General features: G+C 38.4%; 19 protein-coding genes and 1 pseudogene. 13 read left to right on the top strand and 7 right to left on the bottom strand.

The window, feature by feature from the left end:
* Positions 1 to 357: 357 nt before the first annotated feature.
* The 8 genes from F580_RS0109415 (at position 358) to F580_RS0109375 (ending at position 9854) form a co-directional block, all read left to right on the top strand.
* Positions 358 to 1407, top strand: coding sequence for a 3-oxoacyl-ACP synthase III (locus F580_RS0109415; RefSeq protein WP_019027470.1), 1050 nt, complete (start codon positions 358 to 360; stop codon positions 1405 to 1407).
* Between the two features lie 2 nt (positions 1408 to 1409).
* Complete coding sequence (locus F580_RS0109410) at positions 1410 to 2339, top strand: alpha/beta fold hydrolase (protein WP_019027469.1); 930 nt, start codon at positions 1410 to 1412, stop codon at positions 2337 to 2339.
* Between the two features lie 83 nt (positions 2340 to 2422).
* Positions 2423 to 4177 (top strand): olefin beta-lactone synthetase, encoded by a 1755-nt coding sequence (oleC, locus tag F580_RS0109405; protein WP_019027468.1) that lies wholly within the window; start codon positions 2423 to 2425, stop codon positions 4175 to 4177.
* A gap of 34 nt (positions 4178 to 4211) precedes the next feature.
* Positions 4212 to 5306 carry a 2-alkyl-3-oxoalkanoate reductase gene (gene oleD, locus F580_RS0109400; RefSeq protein ID WP_019027467.1) on the top strand — a complete coding sequence of 365 codons (1095 nt, stop codon included), beginning with the start codon at positions 4212 to 4214 and terminating at the stop codon, positions 5304 to 5306.
* A gap of 86 nt (positions 5307 to 5392) precedes the next feature.
* Positions 5393 to 5794 (top strand): acyl-CoA thioesterase, encoded by a 402-nt coding sequence (locus tag F580_RS0109395; RefSeq protein ID WP_019027466.1) that lies wholly within the window; start codon positions 5393 to 5395, stop codon positions 5792 to 5794.
* Positions 5795 to 6176: 382 nt separating this feature from the next.
* Complete coding sequence (locus F580_RS0109390; RefSeq protein WP_245560606.1) at positions 6177 to 7391, top strand: winged helix-turn-helix domain-containing protein; 1215 nt, start codon at positions 6177 to 6179, stop codon at positions 7389 to 7391.
* 569 nt (positions 7392 to 7960) lie between these two features.
* On the top strand, positions 7961 to 8965 hold the full coding sequence (locus tag F580_RS0109380; RefSeq protein ID WP_019027464.1) for a porin: 1005 nt from the start codon (positions 7961 to 7963) through the stop codon (positions 8963 to 8965).
* 103 nt (positions 8966 to 9068) lie between these two features.
* Positions 9069 to 9854 carry a substrate-binding periplasmic protein gene (locus tag F580_RS0109375; RefSeq protein ID WP_019027463.1) on the top strand — a complete coding sequence of 262 codons (786 nt, stop codon included), beginning with the start codon at positions 9069 to 9071 and terminating at the stop codon, positions 9852 to 9854.
* Between the two features lie 795 nt (positions 9855 to 10649).
* On the opposite strand, the gene F580_RS0109365 is transcribed toward F580_RS0109375, so the two are convergent.
* The 5 genes and pseudogenes from F580_RS0109365 to F580_RS24270 all read right to left on the bottom strand — a co-directional run.
* The gene (locus F580_RS0109365) at positions 10650 to 12548 is read right to left on the bottom strand and encodes a diguanylate cyclase domain-containing protein (protein WP_019027461.1); all 1899 of its coding nucleotides are present in this window, start codon (positions 12546 to 12548) and stop codon (positions 10650 to 10652) included.
* Between the two features lie 269 nt (positions 12549 to 12817).
* Complete coding sequence (locus F580_RS0109360) at positions 12818 to 13180, bottom strand: response regulator (RefSeq protein WP_026301363.1); 363 nt, start codon at positions 13178 to 13180, stop codon at positions 12818 to 12820.
* Between the two features lie 210 nt (positions 13181 to 13390).
* The gene (locus F580_RS0109355) at positions 13391 to 13792 is read right to left on the bottom strand and encodes a hypothetical protein (protein WP_026301362.1); all 402 of its coding nucleotides are present in this window, start codon (positions 13790 to 13792) and stop codon (positions 13391 to 13393) included.
* Between the two features lie 116 nt (positions 13793 to 13908).
* Positions 13909 to 14910: an AraC family transcriptional regulator gene (locus tag F580_RS0109350; RefSeq protein ID WP_019027458.1), complete on the bottom strand. Its 1002-nt coding sequence runs from the start codon at positions 14908 to 14910 to the stop codon at positions 13909 to 13911.
* 964 nt (positions 14911 to 15874) lie between these two features.
* Positions 15875 to 16308, bottom strand: a pseudogene (locus F580_RS24270) (VOC family protein); the annotation flags it as partial.
* Between the two features lie 178 nt (positions 16309 to 16486).
* Here F580_RS24270 and F580_RS0109340 point away from each other — a divergent pair.
* Positions 16487 to 16924, top strand: a complete 438-nt coding sequence (locus tag F580_RS0109340; RefSeq protein ID WP_019027457.1) for an FAD synthase family protein — start codon at positions 16487 to 16489, stop codon at positions 16922 to 16924.
* A gap of 1876 nt (positions 16925 to 18800) precedes the next feature.
* Here the strand turns inward: F580_RS0109340 and F580_RS25480 are convergent.
* On the bottom strand, positions 18801 to 19973 hold the full coding sequence (locus F580_RS25480) for a GGDEF domain-containing protein (protein WP_019027454.1): 1173 nt from the start codon (positions 19971 to 19973) through the stop codon (positions 18801 to 18803).
* An 842-nt stretch (positions 19974 to 20815) separates the two neighbouring features.
* Here F580_RS25480 and F580_RS0109320 point away from each other — a divergent pair.
* The 4 genes from F580_RS0109320 to F580_RS0109305 all read left to right on the top strand — a co-directional run bounded on the left by F580_RS0109320 (position 20816) and on the right by F580_RS0109305 (position 22838).
* Positions 20816 to 21145: a VF530 family protein gene (locus tag F580_RS0109320; protein ID WP_019027453.1), complete on the top strand. Its 330-nt coding sequence runs from the start codon at positions 20816 to 20818 to the stop codon at positions 21143 to 21145.
* A 562-nt stretch (positions 21146 to 21707) separates the two neighbouring features.
* On the top strand, positions 21708 to 21878 hold the full coding sequence (locus tag F580_RS26855) for a hypothetical protein (protein WP_019027452.1): 171 nt from the start codon (positions 21708 to 21710) through the stop codon (positions 21876 to 21878).
* 40 nt (positions 21879 to 21918) lie between these two features.
* Entirely contained in the window at positions 21919 to 22344 is a 426-nt protein-coding gene (locus F580_RS0109310) for a YeeE/YedE family protein (protein ID WP_019027451.1), read from the top strand.
* Complete coding sequence (locus tag F580_RS0109305) at positions 22344 to 22838, top strand: YeeE/YedE family protein (protein WP_019027450.1); 495 nt, start codon at positions 22344 to 22346, stop codon at positions 22836 to 22838. The genes F580_RS0109310 and F580_RS0109305 overlap by 1 nt, the downstream gene beginning before the upstream one ends.
* A 195-nt stretch (positions 22839 to 23033) precedes the next feature.
* Here F580_RS0109305 and F580_RS0109300 read toward each other — a convergent pair whose 3' ends face one another.
* On the bottom strand, positions 23034 to 23783 hold the full coding sequence (locus F580_RS0109300; protein ID WP_019027449.1) for an SDR family oxidoreductase: 750 nt from the start codon (positions 23781 to 23783) through the stop codon (positions 23034 to 23036).
* Position 23784 lies beyond the last annotated feature (1 nt).

Raw genomic sequence — 23784 nt, 5'->3', positions numbered from 1 at the left:
TTACGTACCCAATAGCTGGTTATTGGTAGGAGAAATAATGCTGATAGCGGTTAAAATAGCTTTGTTGTGTAATATTTCTTATCCAGAGCTCAGGTTAACTACTAAATGGGTTGACCAGAAGAGCGACTCACACCAGGTAATCATCACGGAAAATTGAGCAAGATGTTGTTTAATTTAGCGTAGATTATCGATAAATCATATTTTTGGTTGAATCCTTGCCATATTCTTGCTCAAATGGCGCCCCATAGACATAAATAATTAACATAGGTTAATTATCTTACATGTGCAGCGCAGTTTAGCGAATAAACTGACAAGAGATGTAAGAATTAACCGAGAAAATAAGCAACAGCCATCTAAATGAAATATTCCCGCGTTTTTATTAATAGCTTAGCGTATGAGCTGGCCCCTGAAGTGGTAACCAGTGCAGAGCTTGAATCTCGTTTGACACCATTATATAAAAAGTTTCATATTCCTATGGGGCAGCTCGCTGCTTTAACGGGCATTGAAGAGCGCCGTTGGTGGCCAAAAAATCATGTACTTTCCGATGGTGCCATTGTTGCCGCGCAAAGAGCAATGAATGAAACCGGCATTGCGGCAGCTGATTTAGGCGCGGTAGTTTATACTGGCGTTTGTCGCGATCAGCATGAGCCAGCCACAGCTTGTCGTATTGCAGCAAAACTTGGCGTATTGAAAAATACGGCAATTTACGATATCAGTAATGCTTGTTTAGGGGTGCTTTCGGGTATTTTAGATATTGCTAACCGTATTGAGCTTGGACAAATTAAAGCAGGTCTTGTCGTTTCATGTGAATCAGCACGTCATATTGTTGATGTGACAATTGAAGACATGCTCGCCGAGCCCACTATGCAAAATTATGCCCGCTCTTTAGCGACCTTAACAGGGGGCTCAGGTGCGGTAGCTGTACTGCTTACCGATGGTAGTTTTAATTTAAATACCGACCGTAATCATCAATTATTAGGGGCGAGTCACTTATCGGCACCCGAGCATAACAATTTATGTCAATGGGGCTTAAAAGAAGTGGGTCCGCAACTATTCCGTGAATTTATGCGTACCGATGCGGTAAGTTTACTTAAAGAAGGCGTCTCTTTAGCAAAAGATACTTGGCTACATTTTTTAGAGCAACGTCATTGGGTTGAAGAGCAAGTAGATAAAGTGATTTGTCACCAAGTTGGCGCAGCCAATCAAAAGAAAGTCTTAACCGCCTTAAACATTCCGGTAGAAAAAGAATTCCCAACCTTTAAGCTTTTAGGCAATATGGGCACTGTTTCATTACCCGTTACCGCTGCTATGGCCCACGACCAAGGTTTCCTACAAAAAGGTGATAATGTTAGCTTTTTAGGTATAGGTAGTGGTTTGAATTGTATGATGTTGGGACTTAAGTGGTAGGTATGTCAGAAAACATGTCAGATAGTATGTTAGAAAATAAGTTAACAAAACTTTTTCCGTTTAAACGTAACTTTATTAATCGTAATGGCCATCAATATCATTATGTTAATGAAGGGCAGGGCTCGCCTGTTGTTATGGTGCATGGTAATCCTAGCTGGTCCTTCTATTACCGTAATCTTGTTAGCGAATTAAGTAAAAATCACCAATGCATAGTACCTGATCACATCGGTTGTGGTTTATCTGATAAGCCAGGCGATGAGGGTTATGATTACACGCTTACTAGCCGCATAGATGACCTTGAAGCATTGCTAGAACATTTAGAAGTAAAAGACAATATTACCCTCGTTGTTCATGATTGGGGCGGTATGATTGGTATGGGCTATGCAGCCCGATACCCCGAACGTATTAAACGTCTGGTTATTCTAAATACCGGTGCTTTTCATTTACCGAAAGCAAAAAAGCTACCTCCTGCTTTATGGTTAGGCCGTAATACTTTTGTCGGTACGCTGCTAGTCCGAGGTTTTAATGCCTTTTCAAGTATCGCTTCCTATGTTGGCGTTAAACGTAAAGCAATGGACAAAGAGATCCGTCAAGCTTACGTGGCACCTTTTAACTCTTGGAATAATCGAATTTCAACGTTACGTTTTATTCAAGATATCCCACTAAAACCAGGTGACAGAAACTATCAACTGGTTACTGATATTAGCGACAGTTTAGCGCAGTTTAAACAGTTACCTATGTTGGTTTGTTGGGGGTTAAAAGACTTTGTTTTTGATAAACACTTTCTAAACGAGTGGCAGAAACGTTTTCCCGATGCCCAAGTACATGCTTTTGATGATTGTGGTCACTATATTTTAGAAGATGCTAGTGATGAGGTTGTACCTTTAATAACTGATTTTTTAAAATCAAGTGAAGCCCACGTTTCTCGATAAGAGCTAACTGAATAAGCGCTAACTCAGTTAATACTCACCAAGTAATAGCTAACTCAATAGGCTGATCCAATAGGAAAAAGAAAATGGCAGAGACATTGGACAAGTCAAAAGAACAGCCCAAACAAGCAAACTTATGTCGCCACCTTGCTCATGCCGCAATAGCAACGCCCAATGCGTTAGCTGTCGCGGTACAAAAAAGCCAGCGTGGCAAGCTTACTTATAGTGAAATAGACTTTGCCGATTTACATCAGCGCAGCGATCAAATCGCCTATGCATTAAATGCCTATGGCTTTAAAAAAGGTATGAAAGCGGTACTGATGGTTACGCCGAGCCTTGATTTTTTCGCCTTAACGTTTGCTTTATTTAAAGCCGGTATTGTTCCTATTCTCGTTGACCCAGGTATGGGGATTAAAAACCTTAAACAGTGTTTTGCGGAAGCAAAGCCGGATGCTTTTATTGGTATTCCTAAAGCCCACATTGCCAGGGCTTTATTTGGTTGGGGAAAATCCAGTGTTAAAAAATTATTAACGGTAACCGAAGCAGGCTCTGGTTTTGGCAGCAACCTTTTTTCTGCGGTTATTGGCGGCGTGAGTTTAACTAAACTGTTAACGCGCTATCCGATACCTAAAGAAAATTTCTCGTTTGAAATGGTAAAACTTAGCGATGATGAGATGTCAGCGATATTATTTACCAGTGGCAGTACCGGTACACCTAAAGGTGTGGTTTACAGCCATAAAATGTTTGAAGCACAAATTACCGCACTAAAAGAAGACTATGCCATTGAGCCAGGTGAGCGTGACTTAGCTACTTTTCCACTATTTTCATTATTTGGCCCTGCCTTAGGCATGGCATCGATTGTCCCTGATATGGACGCAAGTAAGCCTATTACCGCCAATCCTGCGTTCATCTTCGCGGCTATTGAAAAATATCAGTGTACTAACTTATTTGCTAACCCCGCACTTATTGAAGTGTTAGGGCAGGCGGGAGCAGCCGATATTTCAGCTAATAAACCTGCTATCAAACCCCTTATTAAGCTTAATAGTTTAAAGCGGGTCATTTCAGCGGGCGCGCCAGCAACTTTACCGTCAATAGAGCGTTTTACTCAATTACTGAGCGATAATGTGCCGGTGTTAACTTCATATGGTGCCACTGAATCACTACCGCTGACGAAAATTAGCAGTGCCGATTTATTGGCCACTAGCCATATAACCGACAATGGTGGTGGTATTTGTGTCGGTAGTCCTGTTAAGGGCGTTGAACTAAGCATTATCACTATTAGTGAAGAGGTTATTGAAACTTGGTCTGAGGAGCTAGTTTTACCGGCCAACACTATTGGTGAAATCGTGGTGAAAGGCGATATGGTTAGTCAGCAATATTATCATCGAGATTTAGCGACTGCGCAGGCTAAAATTTTTGAAGATCAGGTCATTCGTCACCGCATGGGCGATTTAGGCTACCTTGATGAATCTGGCCGATTATGGATGTGCGGACGAAAAGCCCATCGCGTTGAAACCGAAACGAATGTTCACTTTTCGATTCCTTGTGAGCGAATATTTAATACCCATAGCGCAGTGAAACGTACCGCGTTAGTGGCGGTTACTATTTATCAGAAAAGTGTGCCATTACTTTGTGTTGAATTGACCGATGAAGCCAAAAGATCTGAAGATTTTGATGAGACTATGCTGTTTTCTGCATTAAAAGTACTAGCACTTGCTCATAAACAAACTTCCGCTATTTCACACTTTTTAATCCATGATGACTTTCCGGTAGATATACGCCATAACGCCAAAATATTTAGAGAAAAATTGGCTGTTTGGGCACAAGCGCAACTCGATTAACTTAGTTTTATATGAACTTTACTAGATGGTAAGCATGATTGATAAAAAGCACGATAGGGTTAAAACTACATCATCAATAGAAGCCTTTAACCAAGCTTTACAAGCACCGCTAAGTGATCTTGCCGAGCAAACAAAGCACGTTTTTGTTACCGGTGCCGGCGGCTTTTTAGGTAAAGCCATCTGTCGGTTACTGCGTTTAGCCAATATCAAGGTCACCGGTTTTGCCCGCGGCAGTTATCCAGAGCTGAGCCAAATGGGCGTGACTATGGTTCAAGGTGATATAACTGATTTTTCTCAAGTAAAAGCAGCGATGCAATCATGCGACCTTGTCTTTCATGTTGCCGCAAAAGCGGGGGTTTGGGGAAGTAAAGAAGATTACTTTAAGCCGAATGTGCAAGGTGCGAAAAATATTATTCAAGCCTGTCAAGAGCTTGCCATAACACGATTGGTTTATACTAGTACGCCCAGTGTCACTTTTGACGGTATCGATGAAGCAGGTATTGATGAGTCACAGCCCTATGCGAAAAATTTTTTAAATTATTATGCCGAGTCAAAGGCCTTCGCCGAGCAACTCGTGTTGGCAGCATCGCAAGAAAGCCCATTATTAAAATCAGTGGCGTTACGGCCACATTTAATTTGGGGGCCCAATGATCCACATCTGGTACCGCGGGTAATAGATCGTGCTCGAGCCGGTAAACTAAAGCTTGTTGGCAAAGAAGATAAGCTTGTTGATACTATCTATGTGGATAATGCCGCCTATGCCCATATTTTAGCGGCTGTTGCCTTAGGTAAAGCGAACCCTGCATGTAGCGGTAAGGCTTATTTTATCAGCAATGATCAACCCATAACGATGGCAGCCATGCTCAATCATATTCTTGGCTGTGTCGATTTACCGCCAGTCACTAAAAGGGTGCCAAGCGTTGTTGCCTATGCTGTTGGTGCAACGTTAGAGTGGCTCTATAAGCTGTTGAATAAAAAACAAGAGCCAATCATGACTCGCTTTGTTGCCAAGCAATTATCGACTAGTCATTATTTTGATATTAGCGCGGCTAAAAGAGATTTTGGTTATAGACCGCTGATTTCATTAGAGGCAGGTATGGCACAACTTAAAGCATCATTGAATAGTTAAGTCATCAAGTGAAAAATATTCACAATATAATACAATACAATACATAACATTAAGTTAAAAAAGTCATATTAAGTTAAGTGAGTACAATGAGTAAAATTTATCATCACCCCGTGCAAATATATTATGAAGATACCGATCATTCCGGTGTCGTTTATCACCCAAATTTCCTCAAGTACTTTGAGCGTGCCCGTGAGCATGTCATCGATAGTGATAAGCTTGCCAAGCTGTGGGCAGAGAAGGGCCTAGGTTTTGCCGTTTATAAAGCAAATTTAATTTTTCAAGACGGTGTCGAGTTTGCTGAAGTTTGCGATGTCCGTACTAGTTATCAATTTGATGGCAAATATAAAACCTTATGGCGACAAGAGTTATGGCGTCCGAATGCCAGCAAAGCGGCAGTGATTGCTGATATTGAGATGGTTTGCTTAGATAAACAGAAACGTCTGCAACCAATCCCACAAGAAATACTTACGCCCCTTAGTGCAGGTTAAGAACCCTACTACTTGCTACTTTATGCAAGTTCCATCAATGTTAAAGCTAATTAATGCTAACTCCATTCATGTAGCCAACAATAAACCTTAATAGAGCTTAACCCAGACAACTTGTATTAGTTTAAGCATTAACCCCAAAAAACTTAGTCTTAGTTTAAATAACAATTGAAGTTATATTGGGGCACATAGTGAGATAGGACGTTTTTTTGTTACGGTAAACTTGTAATTGAATTGAGCTGCCTATGTTTTATACAGTATTATAAATTGCCTAATTGGATTAATTATTAGCAAGCAATGTATAACAATGCCATCAAAAGAACCCAGATAATTCGTGAATAGTATACGATAAAAACGTGTTTCTTATGAAGGGCTTTAAACAAGTATGACAATGATTGAAATTAAACGTCCACAAGAATGGGCTCGATTACGCCGCCTTGCTCTAGCTGCACAAGGTTTGCTGCATTCGCAGCCCTATGGGTCTGGTTTGGCAGGGGCACGCAGGGCAATTAACCACATTGGTTATGTGCAGATCGACACCATCTCTGTGGTGGAACGAGCACACCATCATGTTTTTCACTCTAGAGTACCTAAGTTCAAGTCAGACATGACAAATCAAATGTTGCTTGATGGAGATATTTTTGAGTATTGGACACACGCAGCAGCTTTGCTACCCATTGCTGATTTTCGATTCTCCTTACCTTACAAGCATGCCATTAAAAGCGGTCAAACACATTGGTACAAAAACCCTGATACGAAGCTCATGGGGGAGCTCTTGGCACGCATAAGTATCGATGGCCCACTACGTTCTCGAGATATAGAAACGAGCAGTACAAAACGTGCTGGTTGGTGGGACTGGAAGCCAGCCAAAAAAGCACTCGAACAGTTGTATATGCAAGGCGACCTTATGATCTGCGACCGCGCAGGCTTTCAAAAAACATATGATCTAACAGAGCGGGTACTGCCATCTCAGGTAAGCTTAAAAATGCCAAGCATGGAAGAATTTGCGGCGCACATTGTCGATCAACAGCTGCGCTGTCATGGATTTTCTTCACTTAAAGGTCTGACTTACCAACGGAAAAATACGGAACTACGCAAAGCTGTAAAGGCCTTGGTAACCGAAAGGTTGGCGCAGGGTACCTTAGAACAAGTACAAGTGAGCAGTGGCGAAGTCTTTCTATTGGAAACAGGTGCACTCGAACGTTCCCTTCCACGGTTGAATAGTCGTATGTTGATTCTTTCGCCATTCGATAACAGTGTAATTCAGCGTGAGAGGCTCAAAGCACTTTTTCAATACGACTATAAGATAGAATGTTATCTACCAGAAGCAAAGCGTCAATATGGCTACTTTTGCCTACCGCTACTTTTTCGCGATGATTTTATTGGGCGAATGGATTGTAAAGCTCATCGTAAAACCAGCCATTTAGAGATCAAATTACTACATTTCGAACCACATAATTTTGATGAAGACCTAGTCATTACTGCATTTTTAGCTGCAATCACCCAATTTTGTCATTTTCAACAATGTGACTCATTGTCTTTATTCAAAGCTCACCCGCAGCATCTAAAGAAACGATTGTGCAGTGCACTAAATATCTAAAATATAGGCGCTACGAAGTGGTAGTTTGAAGAGGCGCTGTTGACAGTTACCCCCTAACTAGCAATGGGGCACTTAGCGGGATAGGCTATATGGCAACTTGGTGCGCATTGTTGACGTTAGAGTTTGCTTTACTAGCGGCAGCTCCAAGACTTAAAGCGGTCGTTAGCATCAATGATTCTCTTATGACTTCTGATCCGACAAAGCTGCCCTATATTAGATAATTATGTTTTTCTAAATTCCACCTTGAAACTTAAAAAGTCAAAACTTAAATTTGATTGAAAATACCGAAAGCTGACATTCGATTAATTACGTTTTAAATGATTTTTGTGCATTGAAAATTTAATGGTCTATGGCGCAATGGAGCATTTTATTAGATCCAAAATTGAATCCAACCAAGGGGCATTTTTCAGACTTCAACCTGCGGTTATGGTGTATGAAGTTCATCAATAGCATCAAATAATTCATAAAAAAAAACTTTCAAAAACATCTATACAGGGATCGGCTGCTATAATTATTTACTACATTATAGATAATTAGTCGTATATGAAATTTGATTATTTGGAGGTTAAATGCTCTTTCCGAAAACCCAAATGTATGCAGTTCTTTATGTTGCTTTATTTCTAGCTTTTCCTACAGATGCATTTGAAATCAACCTTTACGGCTCACTTCGACTTCAAGCTGAATATGTTGAGCCTGATAACAAGCCTGATAATTTTGATAATTATGCAGCCTTGCGAGATGCCTATTCTCGAGTGGGTTTTAAAGTATCACATTCTTTCACTACTGATTGGTCAGCGTTGTTTCAATTTGAGATTCCGATTGACCTAGTTAATAAGAAGATTCAACATTCATGGGGACAAGATGAAGATATACGAATTTTCAAGCTTGAATTTTCTGGCCCTTTAGGTTCACTGTCATTAGGAAGAGATTGGACGCCTTTTTATAATCAAATTGCTTATCCAGTTGATTACTTCCCTAGCTTTTATACTGGTTTCACCTCTTTCACATCATTTCGTTTAGATGACAGCTTAAATTACACTTCCCCCACATTCAACGGAATAAAATTTTCTGCCTTTACATCAAAAGACAATGGAACACGTGACGGAAATAGAGAACAATATACGGTTTCATACACCAATAATATGCTGACATTGGCGGCCGGTATTGATGACCTTGGCGGTGATGACAATATAACGATACTTGGATTAGCAGCATCATTGGAAAAAGGCCCATGGTATTTAGCTGCGACATACGAACAGTTTGACAGTGATATTTCAGGCCATGGATGGGCTGCTGATGGGACAGATACTTTTAGTACTTTCGCGCAGTATACGTTCGGTGACAATAAGCTAATGATATTATTGGCAAACGTGGATAATTATGGAGAATTTATTTTTCACGCCGGTTGGGAGGTGCTATATGATGACAATATTCATTTATTCTTTGAGTATTACCAAGAACAAGAAACAGCAGTCATTTCAGATGCCAAACAAACAACCTCATCGGCACGAAACTTTGATCCCGCAGATAGTGGCGGTCGAGTTTTATTGGTAGGAATTAGGTATGACTTCTAATGATTCAGAGAGAAAATAATGTACTTACTTTTAGCTTAACTATGATTAATTTTGGTTTTCTTGCTCAATTATAAAAATCAAAATTTTTTGAAAGGCATTTTACATGAAGGTAATAAGTTTTCATTTCATTTTTGGGGGGATATTGTTTCTGCTCGCTAGTAATGCGGTCACGGGGCAACAACGTACCTCTATTGTTTTAGGCACTGAGGACTGGCCTCCTTTCAGTTATGAAGATAAAGAAACTAACTTAATCTCAGGTCTGAGCACTGAAATAATCAATGCTACTTTCAGTCGTATGGGAATTTCCATTGAGGAAAATAATATTTATCCCTGGGCTAGAGCACAGAAAGATATGTATCTGGGTAAATTAGATGCTGTTTATACGGCCTCTATTAATGATGAAAGAAAGAAATACAGCCTATTTCCCTCGGAACCAATTATCACAAGTCAGTGGGTTTTGTTTATTAAAAAGTCTGAAAAAGAGGTCTTGCGTTTTGAAAAATTGAGTGACCTAAAGAATAAAAGTATAGGATTAATCTTCGGGTATAATTATCCCTCTAATTTCAAGAAATATATCGTTGAGAACTCCTTCATCCAAGAGGTATCTTTTGAAACGCAGAACATAGCCAAATTAATCTACGGACGCTATGACTATATGCCTGCGGTAATGGAGACGACCCTCTACTTAGCAAAAAACAGACTTGAGCTAAAAAAGATAGACGCTTATAACAATCTTTATTATTTCCCAATGCCTCTGGCAACTACTGATTTTTATCTTATGTTTTCCAAAAAAACGGTGAAAAAAGAGTTTGTCGAACAATTTTCCAAAGCGCTAATCGAATTCAAGAAAACCGATGAATACAAAAAAATCATCAACAAATATCTATAATCGTAATATTCAAGTTGGACCTAGTATTCTCAAACCTTGCTAAAATTATTCTAATGTCTGCTTTTGAGATTAGTTAAATAATTTCACGCAAAGTATTGAGTAAATTTTCGGGTGTAAATAAGTAAAAACTTTAAATTAGAATGACTATATTAGGCTCATTGTGACTGCTACATATACTGATTCGGCTCTCAATTTATGACCGCTTACTGTCCTAAAGCTGTCGGTATGGTACTAAAACCTTATGTCTTCAAAGTGGTAAAAATGAGCCTTAGAACTCAGCTAACGAACATCAAAAAAAACAGGTCATTATTAAGGACTTCTTGGTGGAAAATAATGTCGTAACATGGTTAATTTTCCCACTAAGTTAGAAGCTTTAAGTGGTAGTGTTAGTAATTAACTATGTTATTAAAAGGATTTTATATTATGCCGCAGACACTAAGAATATGAACATCAGAACCAGAGCTGCTCAAATTCGATCTAGATGCCTAAGAACTGGTTTGCAGTGTGAGTTGTCACTCGATGAGTTAGAGCCATTATTTTCAGTTTATGCTGAGAGTCCAAGAGGTAAGCTTGTGATTATTGATAAAGCGCAGGCAATCACATTGAGTAACCTCCTAAGCTTCTCTGCGAATGAATATAATAAGTATAAAAGAAAGATCCTGACACAGGGGGATTACAGAATATTACGATAATGAGAAATTGGTGATTGGGTAGGGGTAGTTACGTTCGAAATTCATCATAAACAACTGAAAAATACACCATATAATCTGAATCCGATAAGTTGGTAATGCAACCCTAACTGTAAAAGCCGTAATTGTTCTTACCTCGCTTCTTGATAATGTACATAGATTCATCAGCACAGCGTAGCAATTCGTCGGCATTAGTACCATCTGCGGGAGAAATTGCGATACCGATACTCGCACCAATACGTGCTTGAGTATCATCGATTATGAAAGGCTCTGAAATTTTTCCGATGATCTTTTTCGCAACCTTGGCAATACCGTATTTATCTCCAGTCTCCGGTAATACCACAAGAAACTCGTCGCCGCCAATCCTTGCTGCGGTATCTACTTCACGGATTGAAGATTTGAGTCGTTCGGCAACACCCTTGAGGACTTGGTCGCCTGCCTCGTGCCCCATAGAATCGTTCACCGCCTTGAAACCATCCAAATCAATGAACAACACGGCTGTTTGACAATTCTTACGTCGGCCAATTGTTAAGGCGCTTTCTAATCGGTCATTGCACAGGCGTAAACTTGGTAAACCTGTCAAAGCATCATGATTGGCCAAGTGCTCCATTTTTTCTTTGGCCTCTTTCAAACCCTCAGAAAGTGCAGCCATCTCAACCGCCTGCGCCTCTAGTCGATCTTCTCTATCTCGGAGTTCCACGACTTGATACTTAAGGGTTTCCTCGCTTAATAGTAGATTTTTTTCGTCCTGAATACGTTTAACATCATTTTCCTGAAACACCTGCATAGCACTCGCCATATCACCCAACTCATCACGCCAGTGCAATGAGGGAATTTTGACCTTTATCTCCCGTCTTGCCAACTTGACCATGGCCTTGGTCATGTTTACAAGGGGACGTGACAAGGACATAGCCAGGAAATATCCGATTATTGTGATCAAAACAGCGATAACCGCTACACTTATCACCATGGCATCACGCGTCTTAAAAACCGGTGCCAGTATTTCACTCTCATCGACCTCTGCCATTATCGCCCAGCGAACACCCAAGAAATCCTGCGGTGCGTAAGCAGACATAACAGTCACTCCACGGTAGTCCAGTGAAACTTCCACTCCAGTCTCGCCATTGAGTGCTTTGTGCACAGTGACCGTATCTACATGTGTCTTGAGGATCGTGGAGCTCTCTGAGAATCTAGAATCGCTACGCATCAGCAGGTCCTTACCTACCACATAAGTCTCTCCTGTTTCACCCATGCCAGCGGTGACATTCATGATCGCGTTGAGTCGCCCACTAGGCATCTGATAGGCGAGTACGCCAATGAATACACTTTTCTCGTCGAAGACTGGTGTGGAAATAAAACTGGCAGGCTTACCGTAACTTGGCTCATATGATCGAAAATCGAAGAATGCCAGAAAACCTGGTTCAGGATTGTCTCGAGCTGTACGAAATGCTTTAGCAAGATCTGTATCCTTCCACTGACCACTCATCATATTGGTGGCATAGTCTAATTCCTTGGTTACCGTGTAGACAAGGTTACCATCGTTGTCGAACAAAAATATATCATGGTATCCCCGTTCATGGAGAATACGTCTGAAGATAGGGTGGTACTTTTCATGTGTCATGCTGTAGTCAGACCCGTCGTTTGCAGCATCCAGTTTTTCTTTTTTGCCAATGGGGTGGGGATTGTTGGTAATATAGAGGCGTTGGAGGCGGTCCTTCGGTATTTCGCCCTGGTCATTCCAGGTCCCTTTGAACTTACGCAGAGCATCAATGACCAGTGGACTCGAAGCCAGGATCCGGAGATCTTCGCTAATCATAGTGAAGTAAATATCCAACGTGCCCTTGCGGGATTCCAGCAAAGCCAACAGCTTGCTCGCCGCTGCGGCGCGCATTCCTCTATCGGAATGTGTGTTAGCCACTATACCCGTCGTGATAGCAGCAAGAAGCGCAAGCGCAACGATAACAATCGGGTACTTTGTTGGAATTTTTAGGTCTCTAAACAACATGTGCAACATCATCCTCTAAGTTAAAAACTAAAAACTAAGGAATTATCGATAAATCAGACGAGTAGCCTGTGGTTTATCTATCGTATCGAAGAGAAAAACTTTTGCAGCCCTTTTGTTCCATTTCCAATTTTGAATTATTACTCGAGTACAGTGTCATGATATAATTAATTAAGGAATGATACTCTCGAAAGGCTCTTTCCCACCTGAGCTTAATGGCTGCTTGCTGACATTTAGTAATAGAAATTCTGCAAATAAAAAACTAGCTTAGGTTAAAGCACTCTTTTTACCGTGACTTCAAGCTTGGCAGGATCAAAAGGCTTAACTATCCAACCTGTTACTCCTGCTTCTTTCCCTTGCTTCTTCGCTGTAGCGCAACTCTCTATTGAGGTGGCTAATATTGGAATATATTGATGTTTTTTTTCAACTCTAAGACATTTAATCAGTTCATAGCCATTCATGTTTGGCATGTTTATATCAGTAATAATTAAGTCAAATTTATTAATTCTTGCTTTAGATAGCCCATCTAAGCCATCTTCAGCTTCTACAACATTGTATCCAAAGGACTCTAAATTGACCGTTAGTATGTAGCGCATTGCTCTAGAATCGTCGACCACTAGAATCAGTTTACCCATGATACTTAGCCCTTTGTTATTTTCGATAAATGTAATGTGAACTAAGATATCTATATTAAAAAAAATAAAGATCTTCATCTTCTGCCAATCATAGTATATGAAATGAAATGAAAAGGTGTTACCGCTGTTTCATAAATTAGATTTGTTTGAATGATTTAAGCAAATAAATTTAGTCTGTTTTGTGGTGAAAGTGAGCCTTAAAGGGTAACTTTAAACATTTTGCGTAGTCACACTTAACTCTGTAGTAAGCCAGTCAATGGCTTGAGCTCGATCAAATTCTAAACCCGAAAATATTTTCATATTAAGCTTGTCTAACTCTCGTAATCGTTCAATATTTTTCGTATCAGACGCTCCCGCTGTGTAGTAATTTAAAATAGCTATAGCTTGAATTAGTGGTGAGGAGCCAAGCACCAACTTAGCTTCAAAGCTGTATTTATAGTCATTAATTTTATTAATTAATATACCAATACTATGCTGAAAGTTTTGTTCGATATAGTCATCAAATTCTTCCACCATTTCAATGCTAACCAAGATGTTTTTATCAATTATTAATTCTAACATATCCTTTGAAAGAGAATTAATTACAGCAAAACTTAAACGATGAAGCATCATACATTCCTTTGTTTTTAAGTCTATTAAAAGGTGTGGAGCGAAATAGTCACACAAGTTAGTGATGGTAGTGTTAGATAACTTGAAAAGAAATGGTCATTTTGCGCCATCTGGTTAACTCAAATACTAATATCTTTCGATAAGCCTTCGCGATAGTCACAAGGTGTAGTGTTAGTCCAACGACGAAAAGCACGATTAAAATTTGAAACATCGTTGTAACCTAAGAATTCACTAATTTCTTTTATATAAATATTTGGTATTGCTAACATCTCCAAAGACTTTTTTAAACGCCACTTATCGATAATACTCGACATGGATTCCCCCTCTTCGGCTAGGTTTCGCTGTAAAGTGCGTGTGGATAAACTTGTCATGTCCGTAATCAAGCCCGCATTCATATGTAAATAATCATGTTTTGAATCTAACAATCTCTCAATTCTCGATGACAACGAACCTGTTCCGGGGAAATTATTTGACAGATGAGAAGATAGGCCCGCTCCTGACATAGGCTTTGTCAGCAAAGACGTTGGAAATTTTATTGCCGTTGCGGGTTGTCCTAAGACAATTTTTGCATTCCAGCCCGAAGGAAATAACGACTCTATATTAGGCATGGTACTGCTTTGAAAATGTATCTCTAATGGAGCCCAATTACCCCCTGTAGCTAACTGGACACTTCTTATCAACAATGAAAAAGCAAGGTGTTCAGTTTGATCTCTACCAAAGCTTGAGCTATCAGTAAAACGTTGTTGGAAGGTTGTAATGGCTCCATTAATTTCTAAATCCAATTGCTGGTTACTTAAAATTACACCATTATTTTTAACGCCAAATTGAAAAGCAGATAAAAGATCAGGTGCAAGAGCAACTAATTCTCCCCATTGCGATAAGGTAGCTAATTCAATACTTTCTGAAAATTGCACTGCCAATTCATCAATACCTTGTTGACGGTGGACTTGATCAAAGAACTTGTACATAAACTCAACAGGTACATAGAAGTTAGGATCATTTAACTTAAACCTATCTAAGCCAGATGTTATTAACAGACGTTCAACATTTACTCCTGAATCCATCAAATCAGATATTACAGGCATTAAAAACCCAACTTGAGCGATATGTGATTTAGACATTTTTAAATCTTACTTTGTTGTTGATTTATGCTGTTGACAAGTTAACTCCGGAGAATTCAAATGTCCAATCTTTGTGAAGCCTCAAACTGCCACTACACTTTCCCAAGATGTAAAGGCACGATCTCTGAACATTTTATAATTATTGGCAGGCAGAAATGACGTCCAAGATTGACTAAGCTGTTTACCTCAGTATGTGCGCTTAGGAATCGTTGAGCTTCTTAAATTGACTAGAACTTACGCATACCTTTTTCTCTAACTCGCTCGCGTCGGCTGATGAAATAGCTCAGCCTTGTTCGCACAACCATCTCCAACGAGCCAATATGGGTATCTTATATGGAGAACAACATCCATAATCTAAAAGGAATACCCCATGACAAACACAACCAAGTCTAACGACTTCAATTCAAACTCCAAAACAACAAACTCAACCCCAACAATAACCATCCTAAAGAAATCCCTGTGCAGCAAAGTATCTGTGCCAGCCCCACCTGACTTACAACATCGGCCACGATGCTAATGATGATACATGCTAATTCCGCATAACTGACAACGTTCGCCTATGTTTGCTAGCGGATCTAACACCGGACTATGATAAGTGATAGAGTTTTCGATTTATAACTTCTGTTATGTTGCACTTTTAAGTCATTCCAATGCGACTGACTTCTTTGGTGGTGAAGCGGACTATTTACTGTAATAAATACGAGTCTAAATTAGGTCGGCTTTGTGGCTTGAGTTCAATTGGTGAATGCAACGCTATCCTTAATACAAAGGAGCGTAGTTATGAAAAGGCATATTGTAAAATACGTCGAGTCCATACACGCTCTGGAGCATACAGCGACTTAGAATACTTTACTGATATCTCTATAAACATAGCCAGAGTTACTATTCTATTATTGCCATATACAAAAAGGCCACCATTAGGTAGCCTTCAAATAATTCGTTTAACTTGTTTACGTTAAATATATTACTCGTAATCAGAAGCGTAAGTTTCTTCATAAGAGTGCGAGTAAAGCTCAAATAAATTGCCAAACGGGTCTTCTAAGTAAACCATTTTTGCTTGCTTACTGTCGTCTTCTGGGTGGTAGCGCATAATGTCCATACGCACTTTACCACCATATTGTTCAGTACGTGCAATAGCACCTTCGAAGTGAAGTGGTCATCTGTTTGAAGACAGAAGTGGAATATACCAAGGCGTGTGAAATCAACTTCTTGACGTTCTTGACGTTCTTGACGCTCTTTCATTTCAAACATTTCAACACCAATGCCATCAGTCGTTACTAGGTGTGCAATGTTAAAGCCTTTAAAGCCTTCACCAAAAACAGCCACACACATTCTGCCAATGGCAGTCTCACGCTCTTCTTTTACCTTAGTGTTTCCCATTACAACTTTAAGACCAAGTACTGTACAAGCCAGACCTGCAAGAGAGCAAAGGTTGGGAAGAACCTTTACATAAGAGAGTATGGTTGGCTGCTGAGTTTCTGTTGTAATTCTGGTTCCTTGTAATTATTCAGTTATACTTAATTTGAAGTGTGCTATCTTGGCTGCGAAATTATTACTATCATAGGATTATAAGAGAATGGTTGTTTATACAGTCGGTACATTTGATTTATTGCATGTTGGTCACCTTGCCTTGTTGGAATACTGCGCGAGCTTAGGTGATACAGTTGCCGTTGGTGTTGCCTCTGACGAAGTTGTTAAATTGTATAAGCCTAATGTTCCGGTTATTCCTCTTGAGCAACGTATACAAATGCTTCTTGCTCTAGACTGTGTGGATATAGCACTTCCCTACCATGAACTTGATTATATCGCTGTTTGTAAGGAAGTTAAGGCTGATATCTTTGTGATTGGCGAAGACTGGGGGAGAAAACCTCATAATAAGGGTGTAGAAGAATATTTAAAAAATCATGGTAAGAAAATTGTTCAGGTTAACTATCATCCGCATAATTCATCGACTAAAATCAAGGCACAAATTATCGCTCAATATCAAATTGATGCACATACATATAAAAAATGATAAAATACACTTGTGTAATGTCTTATATAAATAACAAAAGCATCCAAGGGACTTTGATCTTACCCCGCCCCCTGATGCAAGGCGTTGGTACAAAATCTAATCCAAACCCTGTTTTTACAGTTTAAGCCTAATGACCGCAGTGTGGTAGCTACTGCCCTTAACAATTCGCTTTAATAAATTAGTGAATTCCAAATGAAGTAGCTATTTTGTTAACGACTTCTTGGTGCGCAAAGGGGAAGTTAGCTATCGGTTGTTCGTTAGGTCAACTGATAGCCATAAGCGGTCATTGAGCTTGTGTGAAACCACGATTATATTTGGGCAATACTTACTGAAATTCCTTGCATATTTATCGGGCAAGTTTTCGCTCAAAGCCGCCTGTAAAGATTCTTCTTGGAAGGCTCACTGTTAACTATTTTCCGATAAAAACTTACGAGTGAAAATCATCCCGCCAAACGTTCACTTAGATACGAATATAGTTTGTGGTAGTCATCTAAGATGTAATGGTTTCAAACATTAGTTTATAAAATATTAAATTATTCCAGTGAGCAACGCTTTTTGATGGCGATGGTCACAGATGTGCCAAGATAAATCTATAAGTAAAATTATTTGACAGGTATACAAGTCCACTTATATGAATAACCTGCTGCCTTAACATTACAAAGATAGACCATGCCCTCTTTTTGAAGCACTATTGTTGGGGTGCCATCCTTCATTGAAAAAGAAGTTTTAACTTCAAAGCCTTCAGAAGTTAATTTTGACATTAGTTCTCAAGCATTAGCGGATAATGTGAATGTTGATGCTGCAAGTAACGTGAAAGGGATTAATTTTTTCATTGTTTTTCATAGATAAAGTTAAAAAATATTTTTTACATGTTTCGTGATTGTTTTTTATAACATATTTCAATAACTAATAGCCTGTTTATGAATTAAAATATAATGTATTGTGATGGTAGTTAGCTTTTGTAATGCATTCAAAACGCCTGCTTTTAGCGATAACCTGACCTAAACAATCGGTTAACGTAATCCAATTTTATGTTCACTTAGATACGAAATCGGACGTTCCACATAGATATAAATATGTATTATTTGACTATAAATATTGCCAATTAATCGGATAGCATGACTGGCAAAAATGCCACCATTGCCGCCAGTCACGAAATCGCATTGAGATGACTTCAAGGTGCATTGAAGACGGTAGCAATCGGTTATTCTTTAGGTCAACTGATCGCTAAATAGTAGACAATCTCAGGTACTGAAAAGTACTATTGAAAGGCTTACCCAGTATCAAAACTGGTTGTTAGTAATTAAGCTTGTGATTATAGTGGTAAGCCATTGATTTTGAAGGTAAATATATTCACCTGATGAATGTAGGATTCCATTCGATACTTTCATATTAGTTAAAACTATGTGATATTAAATTTAAATATTTTAAATACTATCAAGTTAATTATATGTCGAAGTTTAATTTTAAAAATTTGAATTGTCCAAATTGTGGAAAACACGTAGTTTTAAGAAAATTTATGTTTATAACTCCCGATAGAATATTCGATTGTATGCATTGCTCAACGAAAATAACTATTGAATATCAAATTAGTGAGAGGGTCTTAATGTACAGTTCGTTAATTTTTATAGTGCCTACTTTCTTTTATGCAATACTAACTAAAAATCACATTGCTTTCATAATTTTGGTATTTGAATTTATAGCTTTTGGGAGTTATGGTTTCAAAAATCAACATGTTGTTTTAGCTAGCGAAAGTCATATTTCAAAAAAATAAACAAACCTTAGACCTGTAAGCTCTTGATTTTCACTAAAGGGTATAGTGAGTAAAGGTGTGTCTACAAAGAAATAGGTGTAAAACACTTCATGGATAGGTTATTTAAGAACTGCTGAAACTATAAATAGCTTGATTTCGACCATTATCCTTAGCTCGATACAGCATAGTATCTGCTTCACCAATATCCTTTAGATTGTCAACGCCAGCACATTTTGAAACTCCAATGCTTAGAGTTATAGGAATGGATATTTCATCATGAATCAAAGGTGATTTCTCCATTTGATAACGTATACGCTCTACTATTATTTTTACCTCTTCTTCGCTAGTATTTGCAATAGCAATTATGAATTCTTCACCACCATACCTAGCAAAGAGATCACCTTCATGAATATTAACTTGAATAGTTTTAGCGATATGCTTCAGTGCTTCATCACCTACTAAATGCCCATAGTTATCATTGATTTTTTTAAAATAATCTGCATCAATCATAATAAAGTAACACTGCTCTTGATTAGCTATATTAGATACGTTCTCAAAAAATGCTTTACGATTATATATCCCTGTCAAATAATCAGTTTCCCCCACTTTTTTTAACTCAATTTCTTTAAACCTAAAGACAAGGATTAAAAATGTTACGAGGAGAGAAATATGACAAAAAAGAATCCAAAATAAACTTGCTGTTTTAATCTGTTCATTTAATGAGTCGGGTATAAATTGCATTAGAGCGAAAGAATTTGGTATTAATTCCGGCAACATAATTGTGCTTAGATAAATGAAATGGCCAAGTAAAATGAATTGTAGGCTGTTCGATAAAAATGTAAGTTCCTCGGTAATTCCAGAATATCTAACTTTATAGGATATTAGGTAACTCAAGTAGGAAAATGGAATTATTCCTATAAAAAACTCATTGTAAGCTACCAGAATAATTGGTTTTACTTCTAAAGCTGATAATCCAGCATGAGTCAGAATAGTAAAAATAAACCAATATTTTTCAAACTTTATAAAAGAGCGAATATTCAACAATTCAATAAATGACCTACAGATTAAATAATAAGATAAAGCAAAGAAAACGTTATTTAAAATATAGTAAACTGCATTAAATAACACCGAGGAAAATATTAAAATCACGAATGTAAAAAATAGAAACAATGAAGATAATGTAAAAGATTTAATACCTTTGATATGGCGATTTTTTTCATAAAAAAATACGCTGGTAAATAAAAATTGTAATGTTATCAAAATAAAAATTATTTTAACTGTTGTTCCATCAATCATTTTTAACTCTTTGTTAATATTTTATAAGTGCTAGCATTCAAAGCTTAATAATTTTTATAATCAATTGCTTATTATTTATATTAACTCTCAAACCCTTAAACAAGCAAACGAAACGATTGTTTTATAAATCGTCTTCAGAAATACACTCGCTTTCAATACAAATTTATTCGAATCAAAGTCACTTAATTTATGAATGTATTATGATTAGAATTCGCTTATAAAAAAGTAGAACTAAATATCCGTTGAGAGCATAACCTTGGAAGTACCAAGATCAACTAAGCTCACAGGAAAGTCATAAAACTAATTAGTTATATGTCAGCAATAGTATCTAAACTGCCCCTTAGTTGGAGGGAATGGGATAGTAAAAACCGACAGCAATATGGAATCAATTAGCATTTTAAGCTGAAATACCACTGTCTGGTATGAGCTTAAACCAGCCCCACAAGTGAGCAGGTTTTTTTGGCTAATATTGCCCTAAATATGCTCATGAATTTGCAAAGGCTTAATGACCGCTTTTGGCTATCAGTTGTCGTAAGGCTTAACTAATATCCTATGATCGCTTTGGTGGCGAAGCTGACTATTTTTGGTGATAAATTCAAGCCGAAATTTAGACCGCTGTGTGGTAGAAGTGATCATAAACCGAATACCTCAATCGGTTGCACTTTTTTGGCACTAAAATTGGTTAGTGCCAATGTGTTGCTGCGATCCATTGAATTCACCGCTCACTGAGGACATTAGATTTTCCATAAAGTTCTTGGTGCTCTTTTACGTGAGTTAAACGCATAAGTCTGTCAATATTTAGGAAACTTGTTACAATGCTATTTTTTGATTTTAGGTAGACTATGAATAAAAGTAATGATCCGCTACACGGCGTGAAATTGGAACAGATTCTAACCGAACTGGAGAAGAAAATTGGTTGGGAGAAGATGGGGGAGTTACTTAATATTCGTTGTTTCACTAATAAACCGCGTCTTAAATCAAGTTTGAAATTTCTGCGTACAACCCCTTGGGCACGCAGTAGAGTTGAAATTTTATACCTAAAAACATTTTGTAGTAAGCATAAAGAAACGGGAAAATTAATCAGGGGGATACTCGCTCAGAATACAGCAGTAGCAGAAACGACTGCCACCAAGCCCGCTGCCTTTGTTTGGCCAACATCGAAAAAAAAATAGACTTATGCCACTCTGAAGACATTCGTATTTGAAAATTTATACTGAAAATTTTAGTGTTTTTTGATCTACAGCGGACATGGCTTAACAATCAAATTCCTCTAGCAGTTTCCCGATAGCTGACGTTCCCCATAGATAAAAACTTTAAGCTTTTGATGATGACTTTTTGCCAATAAGTCGTTCAGCCTCTATGTGAACTAAGCCACCATTACAGTCAGTCGCGAAGTTGCATTGGGATGACTTCAAAAGTGCGCTTGATAGTCCTTTTAGTCTGAACAAGAGGGGCCAAAATTTGTTACAGGTTCTGTAGTATGATTCTAGTCAAACTTAATTTATGCATATCTAATGTAGCAAATACTAATAAATAAAAAAGCCAACAATTAATTGCTCAATAAGTTTTGATTAAATTTATTCAATCATTAATATACAGGCTAAATATTACCATAAAGAAATAATGATGAAATTAAATGACATATAAGATAAAGCGGAAGTTGTTGCCGAGTTATTGAAAACAACGGTTCATCCAGAAAGATTATTCGTGCTTTGTCAGTAGATGGAAGGAAAAATGGACGCGGGTGCATTACAAGCAACCTCCGCATTTTTACAGCACCTTTCGGTATTAAGAAAAAAGAACCTAGTCTCAATAAAAAGAGTCTCAAGCGTTTTATATACTCTTGCCGATCCACGTATTGCGGCATTAATTACTAGTTTACACACGATTTTTGTTGAAAACTAACCAATAAAATATACATATACAGTAAGTTAAAAGTGAGAATATGATGGGATTTACTATACCTTGGCAATCACTCTTTGGTGGCATGTTGTTAGGGCTATCCGCCGCGTTATTAATGTTATTTAGCGGTAAAGTCGCTGGAATTAGTGGCATTATTGGTGGTTTACTATCACGCCAAAAGCATGAAACAAGCTGGCGAGTGGCTTTTGTTATTGGCATGATATTAAGTGTTTATGTGGTAAGCCCTTTAGGATTTGAATTACCTGAGATCATTAATAATAATATCTTTTTAGTTGCACTAGCTGGCTTATTAGTTGGCTTAGGTACGCGTTTAGGCAACGGTTGTACAAGTGGTCATGGCATTGTTGGTATGGGTAGATTTTCAAAGCGCTCAATCATTGCAACCTGTATTTTCATGACAACCGCTATTATTGTTGTGCTGATCCGTAATTTATTAGGTGGTTTGTAATGATTACAGTTAAATTACTTCGAGTTTTTATCGGCTTGCTTTCAGGTACTTTTTTTGGAGCAGGTATGGTGATCTCTGGCATGGTTGATCCAGTTAAAGTTATTGGCTTTTTAAATATTACTGGCAATTGGGATCCTAGCTTAGCCTTTGTTATGGGTGGTGCTTTAATGGTATTTACACCTTTTTATCATCTTGTCATTAAAAAACGTAATCATGCTATTAGTGGTGATAAGCTTAATTTGACTACCGATACGACGATAGACGGACCATTAATTTCTGGAGCTATACTTTTTGGTATAGGTTGGGGCTTAGCTGGTTTTTGTCCTGGTCCCGTGATTACCAGTGTCGGGGGAGGCAGTTATATAGTATTAACTTTTATTGTATTTATGCTTGTTGGCATAAGTTACGGCACTCAATATTTGGCAGGTCGGTTTCCTCTGCCTATTGTTGGCTACCGTAAAAATGTCGGTTTGGTAACTAAACAGAATAAGTAATAAAGGAAAAATGAAGGTCCTCCACCCTTTAGTGGCCAGCATCCATCGTTTGTTCGAGAAAAATTTATAATTTCCATCTCGGTTTGGGGGCAAAAGCGAGATAGAACTAATGCGTGTTCACAAATAAAGAAAAGTGGCCACTTAATGTTATTCATTATTAACGTTATAGGCATACAGGAAGGTTGGCAGGAAGCCTTAAAGGCCACCAGCCAAGTCTAAGAAGTTACCGGTAGAAAAAGACGACTTATCACTGGCAAGCCAATAAATTGCTTCAGCCACCTCTTCGGGCTGTCCACCTCTTTGCATTGGAATAATATTTTTTAAGCGTTCAATACGCAGGGGCTCACCACCATCGGCGTGCATATCGGTATGAATTAAACCAGGGCGAACACAGTTCACTCGAATACCTTCAGCGGCCACTTCTAACGACAAACCTTTGGTTAACGTATCGATTGCCCCTTTTGAAGCAGCATAATCTATATATTCATTTGGCGATCCTGAGCGTGCGGCGCCAGAGGAAACATTGACGATAACGCCACCTAAACCGCCATGGTTTGTCGACATGCGTTTAACTGCTTCACGACAACACAAAAAATAGCTAGTAACATTATTCACCAAGACCGCATTAATACGCTCAGCGCTCATATCTTCCAAACGCGACTGTTTTTTTAATATGCCGGCATTATTTATCAATACGCTAAGTGAGCCTAATTCTTTATCAACGGTATGAAATAGGCGCATCACATCATCTTCATTGGAAACGTCGGCTCGAACGGTTATGCATTCACCTCCGTTTTCAGTAATTGACAGAGCAACTTTTTTGGCAGATTTCTCGTCTGATTTGTAGTTAATACAAACCGCATAACCTGCTTTGGCAAAAAGTTTTGCTGTTGCCGCGCCTATACCTCGTCCCGCACCGGTGATTATTGCTATTTTTTTTGACACA

Source organism: Colwellia piezophila ATCC BAA-637 (assembly GCF_000378625.1).
Taxonomy (GTDB): Bacteria; Pseudomonadota; Gammaproteobacteria; order Enterobacterales; family Alteromonadaceae; genus Colwellia; species Colwellia piezophila.
This window is presented reverse-complemented; position numbering and strand designations above follow the sequence as displayed.